The sequence below is a fragment of the Streptomyces sp. NPDC101118 genome (assembly GCF_044759445.1).
Taxonomy (GTDB): Bacteria; Actinomycetota; Actinomycetes; order Streptomycetales; family Streptomycetaceae; genus Streptomyces.
The window spans coordinates 145315-162221 of record NZ_JBIVZG010000018.1 but is presented as its reverse complement, the minus strand read 5'-3'; the positions used below and the strand labels follow the sequence as shown (position 1 = coordinate 162221).

Here is a 16907-nt window from a genome sequence, read left to right as displayed (position 1 = left end):
GTCACGCCATGGCCAGAGCTATCACCACTTGGTGATAGTTACGGCCCCTTGGCTGCCTGACCATCGACGTCACGGGCCCGGCCGCTCACCTCTCACAGCGCCGGCCGGGCCCGCCTTTCCCTTCACTTCGGAAGGACCCTTCAGTGAAGCACCCCGACGACGAGAACGAACTCTTCTCCCGACTCGAAGCCGACATGGCCGCCGACTTCGGCGCCGACGTGGTCGACCTCGACAAGGCCCGCACGGCCCGCGCCGAGTCGCCCGACTCCGCCGCCCGCCCCGGACCCGACCCGTCGTGCATCGGCACCGCCGACGAGTCGGGCGACCCGTCGGCCCGCCGGTTGGTCGACGGCCCGGACGTGGCCGGGCCCGGCTACCTCGGGCGACTGGCCGGGGCCAAGCGGCGGGCGATCGTTCCCGCGTGGCTCAAGTCGACGGCCGAGTTGAAGACCGCGGCCGGGTGGGTGGCCGGGCACTACGCCCACCTCGCCGGGTACCACGCCCTCCGAACCCCGGTCTATGCCGGGCGGCTCGTGTTCCAGGCGCCGCGCGGTGCCGCCCGATTCGTGGGCGGGACGCTTCGGTGGGTGGCCGACCGCGAGGGCGAGCCGGTCCGCCTGGCCGCCGTCCGACGCGAGGACGTCGGCGAGTACCTCAAGCTCTCCCGCCAGCGCGACGGCCGCGTCCGCCTGCGCACCCTGGTCGCCACCCTCGCCAGCCTGATCGGGTTGGGTGCCGCGCTCGCCCTCTACGTGCTGGCCCCGGGCTGGCTCCAGGCTGTCTCCCTCAGCGCGCTGCTGCTGGCCCTCGGGGCGGCCGGCGGGCAGGCGGACGCGCCGGTGGTCCACAGGGCTGTGGAGATGACCAGGGCCCCCAAGCTCACCTCCGACATCGTCCTGCGTGCCCTCGGTGCCCTCGGGATCGCCCCGATCTCGCAGGCGCAGGCCAAGGGCCGGGACGGGTTCACCTTCACCGCCCCTATCACCCGCGACGGGCCCGGCTGGCGAGCCGAGGGCGACCTCCCGTACGGCGTGACCGTCACGGACGTGATCGAGCGCCGCGACAAGCTCGCCTCCGGTCTGCGCCGCCCGCTGGGGTGCGTGTGGCCCGAAGCTGTCCCCGACGAGCACACCGGCCACCTCGTCCTGTGGGTCGGCGATCAGGACATGACCAAGGCCAAGAAGCCCAAGTGGCCCCTGCTCACCGCCGGGTCGGTGGACCTGTTCAAGCCCGTCGCGTACGGCACCGACCAGCGCGGACGCTGGGTGGAAGTCACGCTGATGTTCATCGCGGGGGTGATCGGTGCGATCCCGCGCATGGGCAAGACGTTCCTGCTCCGCCTGTTGCTGCTGATCGCGGCGTTGGATCCGCGGGCGGAGCTGCACACCTACGACATGAAGGGCACCGGCGACCTGGACCCGGTCGGCAACGCCGTCTCCCACCGTCACGCCGCCGGCGACGACGACGAGTCGATCGCCTATACCCTCGCCGACTTCCGCAGCCTGCGGGAGGAGCTGAGGCGGCGGGTGAAGGTGATCCGCTCCCTGCCGCGGGACATTTGCCCCGAGAACAAGGTCACCAGCCAGCTGGCGGACAAGCGGTCGTTGGGGCTGCATCCGATCGTGGTCGGGGTGGATGAGTGCCAGGTGTTGTTCGAGCACCCCGAGCACGGCAAGGAGTTCGAGGAGATCGCGACCGACCTGGTCAAGCGCGGCCCCGCCACGGGGATCGTGCTGCTCCTGGCCACGCAGCGGCCGGACGCGAAGTCCCTGCCCACGGGCATTTCGGCGAACGCCTCGGCCCGCTGGTGCCTGAAGGTCATGGGCCAGACCGAGAACGACATGGTCCTGGGCACCTCCTCCTACAAGCGCGGCATCCGGGCCACGATGTTCGCGTGGGGTGACAAGGGCATTCACTACTTCATGGGTGAAGGCGCGGACGCCCGGATCGTCGCCTCCACCTACATCGACGCCCCCGGCGCCGAGGCCATCGCCGCCCGCGCCCGCACCGTCCGCCAGAAGGCCGGACTCCTGACCGGCCACGCCCTCGGCGAGGCCCCCGAGACCGTGACCGGGCCGTCGTACGACCTGCTCGCCGACATCCTCGCCGTCGTCCCCGCCGCCGAGAAGCGGGTGTGGAACGAGCGGATCGCCGCCCGCCTCGCCGAACTGCGGCCCGAGGTCTACGACGGCTGGAAGGGCGAGAACGTCACCAGCGCCCTCAAGCCCCACGGCATAAGGACCGTCGACGTCGCAGGCACCACCGACGAAGGACAGCGCACCACCCGCCGCGGCATCACCCGCGCCGACCTCACCAAGGTGGTTACGGAGCGTAGCGAGAACCCCGGCGCCGCATAGGCCCGAACCGGTGCTACCGGTAGCACGTAGGCCTGCTACCGGTAGCACCCCCGCTAGCACCCCAAACCGCACCTGATCAGGTCGCTAGCGCATAGCAGCCCACCTGCGAAAACCCTGAAACCAGCCTGGGAAGGCCCTTCATGACCCCTGCCCTGCTCGCTATCGCATGCCTGCTCGCCGTCACTCTCTGCTACAGCGGTCTGTGTGCGGTCTCGCCGTTCGGGACCTGCCGCAAGTGCCGCGGCTTCGGCTTCGCCCTCACCACCGACCGCAAGGGCCGCCCCAAGCGCGGCAAGCACTGCCGCCGCTGCGACGGCCACGGCAAACGCATCCGCCTCGGCCGCTGGCTTTACAACCGCGGCTCGCGCATCCACCGCGCCGGCACCCGATAACCCACGGAGGCACTTCCGATGATCTTCACCATCTCCGCCGTCCTGCTCTTCGGCGCCGGATCCTACGTCGCCATCCGCACTAAGGCCGCCGGCGCGGGCGCCGCGGTCGTGCTGTTCCTCTTCGGCTTCTTCGCCGCCGGCACCGGCGCGTACGAGCCCATCACCAACGTCGTGAAGTCCACCGCCCAGGCCCTGACGGACCTCGCCAACTAGGAAGGAGACCCGCGGTGAACAAGCCGATCACCTACCAGCACTGGGCCACCAAGCTCGCCCCCAAGACCGTCCCCGCCCTGGCCACCAGCACCGTGCTGATCCTGGGCCGCATATGGAACGCCAACGGCGCCGAACACAGCAGCGGCAACGCCGCCCTCATCACCGTGCTCGCCCTGGCCTCGGCCGCCGCCGGAGGCCTCGCCGCCGCGGGCCGCGCCGGGGACGCCACCCTCGCCGGGACCGCGTTCGCCGTCTCTGGAGGGCTCGCCCTCGCCGGAGTCGCCGGATACGCGGACGGCCTGTCCCTGCCGTTGCTGCTGTGGGCCCTGGCCACCACCGTCGCTTACAGCCTCGCGAACCGGTACTGGCGCACTGACCGCCGCGAAACTCTTGCTCACGAACGGCACATGGCTGCCAAGCGGGAAGAGCACGTCCATGCCGAGCGGATCGAATCCCTGCGCTCCCACATGCAGATCGAGGTGGCCCGCGAGGCCGCGACGTACGCCACCGCCCTCGCCGAGGCCATGGCCGTCCGCGCGGCACTGCCCGGCTTCAGCCCGGAAGCGCTGAGTACCGCTGGGCTGCCCGCCCTGCCCAGTCTCGAAGGGAAGACCCGGTGATCGGCCCCCGGCTCGCGCCCGCCGAGGCATACGCCAAGGCGCCGAGCATCATCAGCGAAATCGGCTGGACCGCCCGGCGCGCCGTACAAGCCCTCCGAGGCGCCACGGCCGACCGGGAGTACTGGCTCCGCAAAGCCGCCCTGCTGGACCGCATCGCCTGGAACGACGAACGCGCTCACATCGTCGGTGACGCCATCGAAGCGGCCGAACTGGCCGCCCACCGGCTGACGGATCTCGACGGGGCCCAAGGCGTAAGCGACCCGCGCGGCTACGTCCGCAGCGAGTACGCCCGCTGGGCCAGCCAGCACTGACTACGCCGCGGCGGCGGGACTCCCCACCAAGGTCGCCCGCCGCCGCGGCCCTCCCTACCCGTCCGAAGACAGACAGGAGACCCCAAGCATGACCCACCCCAAGCCCGTTGCGCACCAGGGCCGAGACAGTGCCCCGAGCCTCTGGCCCTGGCGTCGGCAGGTGGTCGTATGACCGGCCGCTCCGGATGCCTGCGCATCGCTCTGGACCTGGCAGCACGCGGTGTGCCGGTGCTGCCGCTCAGCCGCGAAAAGCGGCCCGTGGCCAACTGCCGGCTCTGCCGCGACAACGCGTGCGGCGGCAGGCCCGTCATGAAGACCCCCGGCCCCTGTCGGTGCCCGCGGCCCTGCCACGGCTGGGCCGCCGCCACCAACGACCGCGACGCACTCACATCGGGCACGTGGGCTGTGGCGTGGCGGCAGGCTGGTGCGGTGGGCTACCACCCGGGTGCCGTGGGTCTCACCGTGGTCGACTTGGACAGTCCCGAAGCGGTCGTCTGGGCTCATCAAGCGCTCCCTGCGACGCGGACGGTGTCCAGTACCCGCGGTGAGCACTGGATCTACCTCGGCGCCATGGCCTCCGCCAACTCCGTCCGGCCCGGGGTGGACCTGAAGTCCTCCATGGCCTACGCCCGTTGGCTCGGGCCCGGCACCGGAACCATGGTCCGCCTGCCCGATGCCGTCCGCGCGCTGCTCGTGAGGGAAGAGACCACCCCCGCCCGCGGGCGGGTGGCATCTTCCGTCCCCCGGCCCGCCATCTTGAACCGGGACGTGGCCACCGGCTGCCGCCACAACGAGACCTACATCCGCGAGGGACTCGCGCGAGGGCTCGCCCTGATCGCTGCCAAGCACGAGTCCGGGGCCGGAGCGCAGACGTTCGGGGTGGCCCGCTTCCTGGCCGCCCAGCACACCGCCTGCCCCGGGCCCTGCGGCCTCGGCCCGGTAGGCGAACAGCTCGTGGCCGCCGCCGTTGCCGTGGGCGTGCCCGAGGCCTACGCGGAACGCGCCGTGGTCCGCGGCTTCACCGACGCTGGGGCCGCCGCATGATCCCCACCCGCCGTCACCTCGCCGAACCGGCCTCCGCCGGCCACGGCGAGGGTGCGCTGAAAGGCGCCGCCCGTCAGGGCGTCCGAACTGCTCTTGTCCCGGAGAGGAGGGCCAGCACGTGAGCGCCAACCCGATCCCACCGATGCACCTCTACTCCGTCCCTAGCGAACCGTCCTCCGAGGCCGTGGGCCAGCCGAAACGGGAGCGGCCGCGGACCGCGTGGACGGCCGACCAGCTCATGGCCGCCGAGTTCCCCGAACCGAAGTGGGCCGTGCCCGGGATCCTCGCCGAGGGCGTCAGCCTGCTCGCCGGACCGCCCAAGGTCGGCAAGTCCTGGCTGTCCCTGGGCCTTGGCCTCTCGGTCGCGGCCGGCGGGCACGCCTTCGACTCCGTCCCCGTCCAGGGCGGACCAGTGCTCTACCTCGCCCTGGAAGACACCCCACGCCGCCTCCAGACCCGCATGGGCAAGCTCCTCAGCGGCCACCCGGCGCCCGCAGGGCTCACCCTGGTGACCGAGTGCCCGCCCTTCCCCCAGGGCGGCACCGAGGCCATCGCCCAATGGCTGGAGCGCAACCCCGACGCCCGCATGGTCGTCATCGACGTCTTCGCCAAGATGCGTGGCCAGGCTCCCCAGGGCGTGTCCGCATACGACGCGGACTACGTGGCAGTCGGATACGCCAAGCGCCTCGCCGACCGCTACGGCATCGCCGTAGTGCTGGTCCACCACGTGCGCAAGGCAAGCTCGGAGGACTTCCTCACCGAGGTCTCCGGCACCAACGGCATCGCCGGCGCCGCCGACGCAACCCTCGTGCTCAAGCGGGCCCGCGGACAGGCGGACGGCATCCTGCACGTCACCGGCAGGGACGTGAACGAAGCCGAGTACGCCCTCCAGTTCCAGGAAGCCTCCGGGTCCTGGAAGCTCCTCGAAGGACCGGCCTCCGACCACACCATCGGCGACACCCGCGCCGCCATCCTCCGGCACGTCCGCGCCCACCCTGGCGCCCGACCCAAGGACATCGCCCAAGCTCTCCCCGGCACCGACGCGGACACCATCCGCCGGACCTGCTCCCGTATGGCTGGCGACGGCCAGCTCACCAAGGACGCCGGGGGCCGCTACTACCCGGACGCCGAGACCCGGACGCGCCCCGCCCGAGAGGTGTCCCAGCTGTCCGACTGTCCGGTTCCCCCACCTGACCGGCACGAAGAACCCGGACAGTCGGAGCTCGACCTGTCCGGGCTGTCCGGCTCGCGCACTGCTCACCCGAACAAGGAGGTCGCAGGATGACCACGGCCGCCCGCCGACGGCGCCCGCCCACCGACGAGTGGATTCCGCTCACCGAAGTGCTGGAGGAGATCGGCATCACCCGCGCGACCTGGTACCGCTGGCGGAACCGCGGCTACGGGCCCCAAGTGAAACGCCTCCCGAACGGCCATCTGCGCGTCCGCCGGAGCGTCCTGGATGCGTTCATGGACGAGCTGGAGGCCGCGTGACCGACTGGAGCTACACCGTGCGGATCTGGAGTATCCGCAAGCGGCCGTACCGGAAGCCGTACCAGCTCCGTTGGCAGGTCGGCACGAAGCCTCACTCCGAGTCCTTCCTGACCCTCGGCCTCGCCGAGAGCCGACGCGCCCAGTTCATCACCGCCGCCCGCGATGGCGAGCCGTGGGACGTCGAGAGCGGCCTCCCGAAGTCCATGGTGCAGAAGGCGAAGGACATCTCCTGGTACCAGCACGCGAGGAACTACGTGGCCATGAAGTGGGACCACTCCCCCGCATCCACCCGCCGGAACCTCGCCGAGGCCATGGCAACGGTAAGCCTCGCGCTGGTGAAGGACACCAAGGGAATGGTCGATCACAAAGCCGTACGCCGCGCCCTCTATACGTGGGGCTTCAACGTGAACCGCTGGAGGGAGGAAGCTCCAGACGACGTCGCCGCCCTGCTCGCGTGGGTGGAGCGGAAGTCCGTCCCGACCTCGGCCCTTTCGGATCGGATGCTCGTGCGGAAGGCCTTGGATGCCTGCTCGCGCCGACTGGATGGCAAGACGTCGTCCGGAGCGGTCATCGCCCGGAAGCGGGCGATCTTTCACCAGGCTCTCGGCTACGCGGTGGACGCGGAGTTACTGCCCGAGAATCCGCTCCCTGCGGTCCGCTGGAAGGCTCCGGAGAAGGTGGAGGAGGAAGTGGACCCCGAGGCGGTGCCGGACCCTCAGCAGGCCGCTGCGCTGCTCGCGGCCGTACGGAAGCAGGGCGATCGCGGGCGGCACCTGGAGGCGTTCTTCGGGTGCATCTACTACGCGGCCGCCCGGCCGGGGGAGCTGGTGGGTCTCCGGCTCCCGAACTGCGACCTACCCCGCCGGGGGTGGGGGCTCATTCGGCTCCGAGAGAGCCGGGCGCGATCCGGTAGCTCGTGGACGGACACGGGCGAGGCTCACGACCGGCGAGGACTCAAGCACCGACCCAGGAAAACGGTCCGGTACGTGCCGATCCCGCCGGAGCTCGTGGCCATGCTGCGGTGGCACGTGACCCTGTACGGCACCGCGGACGACGGACGGCTCTTCCGGACCGCCCGCGGCGGCGTGGTGCAGGAGAGCGGGTACGGGGAGGTCTGGGCACGGGCCCGCGAGGAGGTCCTCTCCCCTGCGGAGCAGGAATCCAAGCTGGCGAAGCGCCCTTATGATCTTCGTCACGCGGCGGTCTCGACCTGGCTGAGCTCCGGGGTGGAGCCTCAGCTCGTCGCCCAGCGGGCCGGTCACTCCACGGCCGTCCTCTTCCGGGTGTACGCCAAGTTCCTCAAGGGCGGCGACGACGCGGCCAACGCCAAGATCTCCGCCCGGCTCAACGCACACCGCGCTGGCACCACAGCCATGGCTCACACCCCCACTCGACCGTAGCCGCAGGTCGAAGCGGGAAATCCCGTCCACGCCCCGTCCACACACGCTGGTAGAGAGCGGGGCAGAGCGAGACACCGCGAGACAGTCACCCTCGGATCGGGCAACGCAAAAGGGCCCCTGATCGGCGTTTCCGCTGATCAGGGGCCCTTCTTGCGCGTGGCGGCGCCAGGATTCGAACCTGGGTAGGCTAAGCCGACGGATTTACAGTCCGCTCCCATTGGCCACTCGGGCACACCGCCATGGGATGTCGCCTCGGATTCCCGCTTTTCTGCGGTGCTCCCTGGCAACGACGTAAACGATACCCGATGCTCGGGGGTGCTTCGCCACCGGATTGATCAGCACCTCGGCCGGGTGCGGTGGCTAGGCTTTGCGGAGCGGTCCGGAGGTGTCCGGTTCCGCGACCGTTTGAGCAATCCCAGCGACTTCAAGGAGCCACAGGACATGGCCGACTCCAGTTTCGACATCGTCTCGAAGGTCGAGCGGCAGGAGGTCGACAACGCCCTCAACCAGGCCGCCAAGGAGCTCTCGCAGCGCTACGACTTCAAGGGCACCGGCGCCTCCATCGCCTGGTCGGGCGAGAAGATCCTGATGGAGGCGAACTCCGAGGACCGCGTGAAGGCCGTCCTCGACGTCTTCGAGACCAAGCTGGTCAAGCGGGGCATCTCGCTCAAGGCGCTCGACGCCGGTGAGCCGCAGCTCTCCGGCAAGGAGTACAAGATCTTCGCGACCATCGAGGAGGGCATCTCCCAGGAGAACGCCAAGAAGGTCGCCAAGATGATCCGCGACGAGGGCCCCAAGGGCGTGAAGGCCCAGGTGCAGGGCGACGAGCTGCGCGTCAGCTCCAAGAGCCGTGACGACCTCCAGGCCGTACAGCAGCTCCTCAAGGGCAAGGACCTGGACTTCGCGATCCAGTTCGTGAACTACCGGTAGTTCTTCAGGCCGCCCCGCGCCCCCCGGGTACGCCCTCGGCGCGGGGCGGCCGTGCGCCGCGCGCGTGCGGCGTGCGCTCCACGACGGCCCCCTGTGGCGACTTGGGCCCCGGCCCGTGCGCCCACCACGCTGGGTGACGTACGTCACTTCGTGGACAGGGGGCTTTCGCATGCCTTGGCCCGGCTCTTCGTGGGGCTCTTCCGGCCCTTCGGGCACGTCAGGGGGCGCACCGCCCCGCCGCTCCGGCCGGCGTGACGCCCTGCGCGCCGATGTCGCCGCCTCGGTGGTGGTGGCGCTGGTGGCGCTTCCGCTGTGTGTGGGCGTGGCCGTGGCCTCCGGGGTGCCGGCCGAGCTGGGGCTGATCACCGGGGTGGTCGGCGGACTCGTCACCGGCTGGTTCCGGAGCAGCGCGCTGCAGGTCAGCGGGCCCGCGGCGGGGCTGACGGTGCTGGTGTACGAGGCGGTGGAGCGCTTCGGCACCGGGGTGCTCGGGGTGCTGGTGTGCGCCGCGGGGGTGGTCCAGGTGGCCATGGGGGTGCTGGGGCTCGGGCGCTGGTTCCGGGCCATCTCGGTGGCCGTGGTGCAGGGGATGCTGGCCGGCATCGGCCTGGTGCTGATCACCGGGCAGCTGTACGCGGTGGGTGACGTGCGGGCGCCCGGGGGGACCGGGGAGAAGCTCGCCGGTCTGGTGCTGCTGTCCGGCGAGGCCGAGGTGGCGGCCGTGGCGCTGGGCGCGGGGACGGTCGCGGTGATGGTGCTGTGGCGGCGGATGCCGGCGGCGGCGCGGGCCGTTCCCGGGGCGCTGGCCGGCGTGGCGCTGGCGACCGGTGCGGCCTGGCTGCTGGCGCTGCCGGTGGCGAAGGTGGAGGTCACGGGGGTGCTGGCGGCGGTGTCGCCGCCGGGCGCCCGGGAGGTGGCCGCGCTGTGGTCGCCGGGGGCGCTGGGGACCGTGCTGGCGCTGGCGCTGATCGCCTCGGCGGAGACGCTGTTCAGCGCGGCGGCGGTGGACCGGCTGCACGACGGGCCGCGGACCGAGTACGACCGGGAGCTGGTGGCGCAGGGGGCGGGCAACGCCGTGTGCGGGCTCCTCGGGGCGCTGCCGATGACCGCCGTGATCGTGCGGAGCGCGGCGAACGTGGAGGCGGGGGCAAGGACCCGGGCGTCGCGGGTGCTGCACGGGTGCTGGCTGCTGCTGTTCGCCGTGCTGCTGCCCCAGGTGCTCTCGGTGGTGCCGCTCGCCTCGCTGGCCGGCGTGCTGCTGTACGCGGGCTGGAAGCTGTTGCCGGGCCGGGCGGTGCTGGCGCTGTGGCGGGGGCACCGGGGCGAGGCGGTGGTGCTGGTGGTCACGGCGGGCGCGATCGTGGCGACCAACCTGTTCGAGGGGGTGCTGATCGGGCTGGGGCTCGCGGTGGCCAAGTCCGCCTGGGAGACCTCGCACGTGCACGTCGAGACGGTGCCGGAGGGGTCCGGGCTGCGGGTACGGGTGCTGGGCAACGCCACCTTCCTGCGCCTGCCGAAGCTGCTGGACGCCCTGGAGCGGCTGCCCGCCGGGCGGGAGGTGCGGCTGGACCTGACGGGGCTGCGGCACCTGGACCACGCGTGCCTGACCGCGCTGGAGGGCTGGGAGCGGCAGCGCGAACGGCAGCGGGAACGCCCTGCGCGAACGGGGGATGAAGACCTGCTGACCGACGGGAGAAGTGCCGGCGGCGGCGGATAGGGTCCCGCCTCGTGACGGAGCTGAGACGGTCCCTTGGTGTGTTCGACGCGGTCGTGATCGGGCTGGGTGCGATGGTCGGCGCGGGCATCTTCGCCGCGCTGGGCCCGGCGGCGCAGGCCGCGGGCGCGGGGCTGCTGCCGGCCCTCGGGCTGGCGGCGGTCGTGGCGTACTGCAATGCCACGGCGTCGGCGCGGCTGGCCGTCGTGTACCCCGCCTCCGGCGGCACGTACGTCTACGGCCGGGAGCGGCTGGGGCCCTTCTGGGGATACCTCGCCGGGTGGGGGTTCGTGGTCGGCAAGACCGCCTCGTGCGCGGCGATGGCGCTGACGGTCGGGGCGTACGTGTGGCCTGGGCAGGCGCACGCGGTGGCGGTGGCCGCGGTGGTGGCCCTGACCGCGGTGAACTACGGCGGCATGCAGAAGTCGGCCCGGGTGACCCGGGTGATCGTGGCGGCGGTGCTGGCCGTGCTGGCGGGGGTCGTGGCGGTGTGCCTGGGCTCCGGCGGGGCGGACTGGGGGCGGCTGGGCGCCGGGGCCACCGGCGGGCTCAGCGGGCTGCTCCAGGCTGCGGGCCTGCTGTTCTTCGCCTTCGCGGGGTACGCGCGGATCGCCACGCTGGGCGAGGAGGTGCGGGACCCGGAGCGGACGGTCCCGCGGGCCGTGCCGCTGGCGCTGGGCATCGCGCTGGTGGTGTACGCGGCGGTCGCGGTGGCGGTGCTGTCGGTGCTGGGGGCCGGAGGGCTGGCGGACGCGACGGCCCCGCTGGCCGACGCGGTGCGGGCGGCCGGGCACCCGGGGCTGGTGCCGGTGGTGCGGGCCGGGGCGGCGCTGGCCGCGCTGGGGTCCCTGCTCGCCCTGATCCTGGGGGTGTCGCGGACGACGCTCGCGATGGCGCGCGACGGCCACCTGCCGCGGCAGCTGGCCGCCGTACACCCGCGCTTCCGGGTGCCGCACCACGCGGAACTGGCGGTCGGCGCGGTGGTGGCGGTGCTGGCCGCGACCGTGGACGTGCGGGGCGCGATCGGTTTCTCGTCCTTCGGCGTGCTGGTCTACTACGCGATCGCGAACGCGTCGGCGTGGACTCTCGATTCAGGTGTCAAGGGTCGGGTCATGACCGGCACCGGCCTGTCGGGGTGCATCCTGCTGGCCTTCGCGCTGCCCACGGCGTCGGTGCTGACGGGGGCCGCGGTGCTGGCTCTGGGCGCGGCCGTCTACGGCGCCCGGCGGCGGTTCACGCCCTCGTCCTGATCCGCTCCCACGGCAGCGGGTCGAGGTCCTCCGCCTCTCCCGCGTCGCCGTCCTCGCAGTACCAGGCGGTGCCGTCGAGCCAGCCGCGCAGCCACTGCGCGAGGCTGGGCGCGTCGACGAACCAGGCCACCTCCGGATCCCCCAGGTTCGGCTCGAACAGCAGGACTTGGGCGTCCGGGCTGCGGCAGTCCACGCAGACGTACATGCCGCAGCCCCAGTCGAGCACCGGCAGCACGCCCTCGGGCCAGCGCCAGCCGGAGCGCCGCATGTCGCGGTATGCCGTCACGGCGGCGGACGGTCCGTCGAGCAGCGGCAGCAGGCCGTACCCGGGGCCGAAGCCGCCGTCCGCGACACGGGTGTGGAGACCGGCGAGCAGGGGCGGCAGCGGGAAGCCGAGTATGGCCTCCGCGCGGTCCAGGTCCCCGGGGTTCAGAACCCCCGGGAGCGGCCCGTCGTGCGCCGCGCGGGAGGCGCGCGCGTGGGTGGCGACTTGCTCCAGCAACTGCTCGGTCTCGTTCATGCGTTCATGGTGGACCACCCCACTGACAATCCACCTGACCTGCGCACGGAGCGGCGCGGCCGCTCCGTGCGCGTCGCCGCGGCGGTCCTTCAGCGGGAGGCGAAGGGGGCGTCCGTGGGGACGATTTCGCGGCCCAGCGGGAAGAGCGAGATGGGGATCATCTTGAAGTTGGCGATGCCGAACGGGATCCCGATGATCGTGATGCAGAGGGCGATGCCGGTGGCGATGTGGCCGAGGGCCAGCCACCAGCCGGCGAGGACCAGCCACAGGACGTTGCCCACGCACGAGCCGGCGCCGGCGTCATGGCGCTCGACCGTGGTCTGGCCGAAGGGCCAGAGGGCGTAGAGCGCGATGCGGAAGGCCGCGATCCCGAAGGGGATGCCGATGATCGTGATGCAGAGGATCAGGCCCGCGAGGCAGTAGCCGAGGAACAGCCAGAAGCCGCTGAGGACGAGCCATATGACGTTCAGGATGGTCTTCACTGGTGGCGTCCTGCCATCTGTTCGAGCCGGGCGATGCGCTCGGCCATGGGCGGGTGGGTGGAGAACATCTTCGACAGACCCTCGCCGGGCCGGAACGGGTTCGCGATCATCATGTGGCTGGCGGTCTCCAGCCGGGGCTCGGGCGGCAGCGGCAGCTGCTTGGTGCCCGCGTCGAGCTTGCGCAGGGCGCTGGCCAGGGCGAGCGGGTCGCCGGTCAGCTGGGCGCCGGAGGCGTCGGCCTCGTACTCGCGCGAGCGGCTGATGGCCAGCTGGATCACGGAGGCGGCCAACGGGCCGAGGATCATGATCAGCAGCATGCCGAACAGGCCCGGGCCCTCGTCGTCGTTGGAGCGGCCGATGGGGATCAGCCAGGCGAAGTTGACCAGGAACATGATCACGGAGGCGAGGGCGCCGGCGACCGACGAGATGAGGATGTCGCGGTTGTAGACGTGGCTCAGCTCGTGGCCGATGACCCCGCGCAGCTCGCGCTCGTCCAGGATCCGCAGGATGCCCTCGGTGCAGCAGACCGCGGCGTTGCGCGGGTTGCGGCCGGTCGCGAAGGCGTTGGGGGCCTCGGTGGGCGAGATGTAGAGCCGCGGCATCGGCTGGCGCGCGGACGTGGAGAGCTCGCGCACCATGCGGTAGAGCTCGGGCGCCTCGAACTCGCTGACCGGCCGCGCGCGCATCGCGCGTAGAGCCAGCTTGTCGCTGTTCCAGTACGCGTACGCGTTGGTGGCCAGGGCCACGAACAGGGCCACGATCAGGCCGGTGCGTCCGAAGAAGCTGCCGATGAGGATGATCAGGGCGGACAGTCCGCCGAGAAGTACGGCGGTCTTCAGCCCGTTGTGCCGGCGGTGCACGGTACGCCCTCCAAGTGGTGCGGCAGGGGGACCCGGCGAGGGGGTCTACGGTCCAGTGGACCCTCCCTTCCTGGTCAACGCCACGCGGGGGCGCCGGGTTCCCGGGCCGCCGGCCGCCGGGTCCCCGCGGGAACGCAGCGGCCCTGCCCGGTGCGCCGGGCGGGGCCGTTACTCCGTACGGGCGGCCGGGCCTACTGGAACAGGCCGGTGGACGCGAACCGCAGCACGATCTGCGGGGCTCCCGAGGTGACCACGGCGACCAGGCCGGTGAGGGCGATCGCGACGGTGACGGGGGCCGGGACGCGGCCGCGGGCAACGGCCTCGCCTGCTTCCTCTCCCTCCGGGGCGCGGAACAGCAGCGCCGTCCACTGGAGGTAGTAGTAGAGGGCGATGACCACGTTGACGGCCATGACCACGGCGAGCCAGCCCAGGCCCGCGTCGACGGCGGACTGGAAGACGGTGACCTTCGCGAAGAGGCCGATGACGCCCGGCGGCAGGCCGGCCAGGCAGAGCAGGAAGAAGGCCATCGACAGCGCCGCGAGCGGTCGGCGCGCGTACAGCCCGCGATAGTCGCTGATGCGGTGCCGGGGCGTCGTACGGCCGACCAGCGCGGCGACCGCGAAGGCGCCCAGGTTCACCGCGGCATACATCAGGGCGTACGCGACGGTGGCGCCGATCTGGTCGCGGTCGGAGTACGCGGCCGCGGCGATCGGCACCAGCAGGTACCCGGCCTGGCCCACGGAGGACCAGGCCAGCAGGCGCACGGCGCTGTGGTCGCGGTCCGGGGACTGGCGCAGCGCGGCGGCGTTCCCGATGGTCATCGTGAGGGCGGCGAGCACGGCCAGGGCGGGGCCCCAGACGTCGGAGTACGCCGGGAAGGCGATCACCGTGACGAGGGCGAGGCCGGTGAAGCCGACGGCCTTGCCGATCACCGAGAGGTAGGCGGCGATGGGCAGCGGGGCGCCGATGTACGTGTCGGGCACCCAGAAGTGGAAGGGCACCGCGGCCGTCTTGAAGGCGAAGCCGACCAGGGTCAGCGCGACGCCCGCCGTGGCGAGGCCGTCGAACTGGCCCGGCACGTGCGCCAGCTCCTCGGCCACCCGCGTCAGGTGGACGGTGCCCGTGGCGGCGTAGACGAAGCTGACGCCCATCAGGGAGACGGCGGTGGCGGCGACCGACGAGAGGAAGAACTTCAGGGCCGCCTCGGAGGAGAGGCGGTCGCCGCGGCGGAGGCCGACCAGGGCGAAGGCCGGCAGCGAGGCGACCTCCAGGGCGACGATCAGGGTGGCCAGGTCCCGGGAGGCCGGCAGCAGGGCGGCGCCCGCGGCCGAGGACAGCAGCAGGAACCAGAACTCGCCCGCGGGGAGCCTGGTCTCCTTCACGGCCGTCACCGAGAGCAGGGCGGTGAGCAGGGCGCCCGCGAGGACCAGGAACTGGATCACGAGGGTGAAGCGGTCCACGGTGTAGCTGCAGGCGCCCGGGTCGCCGACCACGCAGAAGGTGGAGCGGTCGCCCGCGCGCAGCGGCAGCAGGGCCAGGGTCGCGGCGGCGAGGCCGGCGACGGAGACCCAGCCGAGGAGCGCCTTGTTGCGCTCCGGCACGAAGAGGTCGGCGACCAGCACGGCGAGGCCGACGACGGCCGCGATGGTGGGCGGCGCGATCGCGAGCCAGTCGACGTCCTGCACCAGGTTCTGGGCGGCCGTCATGACGGTGGCGCTGTCGGCGGCGAGGGTGGCCGTCATCAATTGCCTCCTGCGAGGAGCTTCTGGACGGCCGGGTCGGTGAGGCCGAGGAGGACCGCGGGCCAGAGGCCGGCGAGGACGGTGAGGGCGACGAGCGGGGTCCAGGCGGCGAACTCGTACGTCTGGACGTCCGCGAGGGCCTCCGGGCGGGCCGGCTGGGCGGCCGGGTCGCCCATGCAGACGCGGCGCACGACGAGCAGCAGGTACGCGGCGGTGAGCAGGGTGCCCACGCCGCCGATGACCATGAACGTCAGGAAGGCGGGGCGGCTGAGGCCCTCGGCCGGGTCGAACGCGCCGAAGAGGGCGAGCATCTCGCCCCAGAACCCGGCGAGGCCCGGCAGGCCGAGGGAGGCCACGGCGGCGAAGGCGAGCAGTGCGCCGAGGCGGGGGGCGCGGCCGTAGAGGGCGGCGCCGGTGGCCCCGGCGAGGGTGTCGAGGTCGGTGCTGCCGTAGCGGTCCTTGAGGGCGCCGACCAGGAAGAAGAGGAGGCCGGTGATGAGTCCGTGGCCGATGTTGGCGAAGAGCGCGCCGTTGACGCCGGTGGGGGTCATGGTCGCGATGCCCAGCAGGACGAAGCCCATGTGGCCCACGGAGGAGTAGGCGATCAGGCGCTTGAGGTCGCCCTTGGCACCCTTCTTCGCGAGCGCGAGGCAGGCGAGGGACCCGTAGATGATGCCGACGACCGCGAAGCCCGCCAGGTAGGGGGCGAAGGTCTGCATGCCGCTCGGCGTGACCGGGAGGAGGATGCGGACGAAACCGTAGGTGCCCATCTTGAGCAGGACGCCGGCCAGGAGCACCGAGCCCACGGTCGGGGCGGCGGTGTGGGCCGCCGGCAGCCAGCTGTGCAGCGGCCACATCGGGGTCTTCACGGCGAGGCCGGTGCCGATGGCGAGGACCGCCAGCAGCTGGGTGGTGTGGGTCAGTCCGCGGCCGTTGTCGGCGGCGAGTGCCACCATGTCGAAGGTGCCGCTGTCCAGTCCGATGAGCAGCAGGCCCAGCAGCATGACCACGGAGCCGAGCAGCGTGTAGAGGATGAACTTCCAGGCGGCGGGCTGCCGCTGGTCACCGCCCCAGCGGGCGATGAGGAAGTACATCGGGATGAGCACCATCTCGAACGCCAGGAAGAACAGCAGCAGGTCGAGTACGGCGAAGGTCGCGAGGGTGCCGCACTCGAGCACGAGCAGGAGCGCGGTGAAGGCCTTCGGGGAGGGGCCCGCGGGGAGCTTGAAGTACGAGTAGAGCGCGCAGAGGAAGAACAGCAGCGCGGTCATCAGCAGGAGGGGGAGCGAGATGCCGTCGACGCCGAGGTGGATCCGGACGTTCAGCGCCTGGATCCAGCTGATGTCGGTGGTGGCCTGCATGGTCGAGGGGGCGTCGTGGTCGAAGCCGAGGGCGAGGACCACGGCGGCGGCCAGGACGGCGCCGGTGACGGTCACGCCGTGGCGCAGGACCGCCTGTTCGGGGCTCTTGCCCTTGAGCCCGGGCGGGGCCGGGAGCAGGGCGGCGGCCGCGCCGATGAGGGGGACGGCCACGATGAACGCCAGGAGGAACTGCATCACGGATGCGCTGATATCAATCACG

17 protein-coding genes and 1 tRNA gene are annotated in these 16907 nt (G+C 72.0%); 12 read left to right on the top strand and 6 right to left on the bottom strand.

What is annotated here, in order from left to right:
* Nucleotides 1-143: 143 nt before the first annotated feature.
* The 9 genes from ACIQUQ_RS26470 to ACIQUQ_RS26430 all read left to right on the top strand — a co-directional run bounded on the left by ACIQUQ_RS26470 (nucleotide 144) and on the right by ACIQUQ_RS26430 (nucleotide 7828).
* Nucleotides 144-2357 (top strand): cell division protein FtsK, encoded by a 2214-nt coding sequence (locus tag ACIQUQ_RS26470; RefSeq protein ID WP_403980435.1) that lies wholly within the window; start codon nucleotides 144-146, stop codon nucleotides 2355-2357.
* 140 nt (nucleotides 2358-2497) lie between these two features.
* On the top strand, nucleotides 2498-2749 hold the full coding sequence (locus ACIQUQ_RS26465) for a hypothetical protein (RefSeq protein ID WP_403980432.1): 252 nt from the start codon (nucleotides 2498-2500) through the stop codon (nucleotides 2747-2749).
* Between the two features lie 18 nt (nucleotides 2750-2767).
* On the top strand, nucleotides 2768-2962 hold the full coding sequence (locus ACIQUQ_RS26460; RefSeq protein ID WP_403980429.1) for a hypothetical protein: 195 nt from the start codon (nucleotides 2768-2770) through the stop codon (nucleotides 2960-2962).
* A 14-nt stretch (nucleotides 2963-2976) separates the two neighbouring features.
* On the top strand, nucleotides 2977-3582 hold the full coding sequence (locus ACIQUQ_RS26455; RefSeq protein ID WP_403980426.1) for a hypothetical protein: 606 nt from the start codon (nucleotides 2977-2979) through the stop codon (nucleotides 3580-3582).
* Complete coding sequence (locus tag ACIQUQ_RS26450; RefSeq protein ID WP_403980423.1) at nucleotides 3579-3893, top strand: hypothetical protein; 315 nt, start codon at nucleotides 3579-3581, stop codon at nucleotides 3891-3893. Before ACIQUQ_RS26455 ends, ACIQUQ_RS26450 begins: the two co-directional genes overlap by 4 nt.
* Nucleotides 3894-4061: 168 nt before the next feature.
* Complete coding sequence (locus tag ACIQUQ_RS26445; protein ID WP_403980420.1) at nucleotides 4062-4937, top strand: bifunctional DNA primase/polymerase; 876 nt, start codon at nucleotides 4062-4064, stop codon at nucleotides 4935-4937.
* Between the two features lie 118 nt (nucleotides 4938-5055).
* Nucleotides 5056-6222 carry an AAA family ATPase gene (locus ACIQUQ_RS26440; protein WP_403980417.1) on the top strand — a complete coding sequence of 389 codons (1167 nt, stop codon included), beginning with the start codon at nucleotides 5056-5058 and terminating at the stop codon, nucleotides 6220-6222.
* Nucleotides 6219-6428 (top strand): helix-turn-helix transcriptional regulator, encoded by a 210-nt coding sequence (locus ACIQUQ_RS26435; RefSeq protein WP_403980414.1) that lies wholly within the window; start codon nucleotides 6219-6221, stop codon nucleotides 6426-6428. The genes ACIQUQ_RS26440 and ACIQUQ_RS26435 overlap by 4 nt, the downstream gene beginning before the upstream one ends.
* Nucleotides 6425-7828 carry a tyrosine-type recombinase/integrase gene (locus ACIQUQ_RS26430; RefSeq protein WP_403980411.1) on the top strand — a complete coding sequence of 468 codons (1404 nt, stop codon included), beginning with the start codon at nucleotides 6425-6427 and terminating at the stop codon, nucleotides 7826-7828. Before ACIQUQ_RS26435 ends, ACIQUQ_RS26430 begins: the two co-directional genes overlap by 4 nt.
* Nucleotides 7829-7985: 157 nt before the next feature.
* Here ACIQUQ_RS26430 and ACIQUQ_RS26425 read toward each other — a convergent pair.
* A tRNA-Tyr gene (locus tag ACIQUQ_RS26425) sits at nucleotides 7986-8067 on the bottom strand.
* A gap of 202 nt (nucleotides 8068-8269) precedes the next feature.
* Between ACIQUQ_RS26425 and ACIQUQ_RS26420 the strand changes: the two genes are divergently transcribed.
* From ACIQUQ_RS26420 to ACIQUQ_RS26410, 3 genes are all read left to right on the top strand, one after another.
* Entirely contained in the window at nucleotides 8270-8758 is a 489-nt protein-coding gene (locus ACIQUQ_RS26420; RefSeq protein ID WP_399945955.1) for a YajQ family cyclic di-GMP-binding protein, read from the top strand.
* 169 nt (nucleotides 8759-8927) lie between these two features.
* A complete protein-coding gene (locus tag ACIQUQ_RS26415; protein WP_403980408.1) occupies nucleotides 8928-10475 on the top strand; it encodes a SulP family inorganic anion transporter in 1548 nt (515 codons plus the stop codon).
* An 11-nt stretch (nucleotides 10476-10486) separates the two neighbouring features.
* Nucleotides 10487-11722, top strand: coding sequence for an APC family permease (locus ACIQUQ_RS26410; RefSeq protein ID WP_403980404.1), 1236 nt, complete (start codon nucleotides 10487-10489; stop codon nucleotides 11720-11722).
* Here the strand turns inward: ACIQUQ_RS26410 and ACIQUQ_RS26405 are convergent.
* The 5 genes from ACIQUQ_RS26405 to ACIQUQ_RS26385 all read right to left on the bottom strand — a co-directional run bounded on the left by ACIQUQ_RS26405 (nucleotide 11706) and on the right by ACIQUQ_RS26385 (nucleotide 16906).
* Nucleotides 11706-12242 carry an SMI1/KNR4 family protein gene (locus ACIQUQ_RS26405; RefSeq protein ID WP_403980401.1) on the bottom strand — a complete coding sequence of 179 codons (537 nt, stop codon included), beginning with the start codon at nucleotides 12240-12242 and terminating at the stop codon, nucleotides 11706-11708. The genes ACIQUQ_RS26410 and ACIQUQ_RS26405 overlap by 17 nt on opposite strands.
* Before the next feature lie 89 nt (nucleotides 12243-12331).
* A complete protein-coding gene (locus ACIQUQ_RS26400; RefSeq protein WP_403980398.1) occupies nucleotides 12332-12724 on the bottom strand; it encodes a YccF domain-containing protein in 393 nt (130 codons plus the stop codon).
* Nucleotides 12721-13584, bottom strand: a complete 864-nt coding sequence (gene htpX / locus ACIQUQ_RS26395; protein ID WP_403980395.1) for a zinc metalloprotease HtpX — start codon at nucleotides 13582-13584, stop codon at nucleotides 12721-12723. The genes ACIQUQ_RS26400 and htpX overlap by 4 nt, the downstream gene beginning before the upstream one ends.
* Nucleotides 13585-13775: 191 nt before the next feature.
* The gene (locus ACIQUQ_RS26390; protein ID WP_403980392.1) at nucleotides 13776-15326 is read right to left on the bottom strand and encodes an NADH-quinone oxidoreductase subunit N; all 1551 of its coding nucleotides are present in this window, start codon (nucleotides 15324-15326) and stop codon (nucleotides 13776-13778) included.
* Entirely contained in the window at nucleotides 15326-16906 is a 1581-nt protein-coding gene (locus ACIQUQ_RS26385) for a NuoM family protein (protein ID WP_403980389.1), read from the bottom strand. The genes ACIQUQ_RS26390 and ACIQUQ_RS26385 overlap by 1 nt, the downstream gene beginning before the upstream one ends.
* Between the last annotated feature and the right edge of the window lies 1 nt (nucleotide 16907).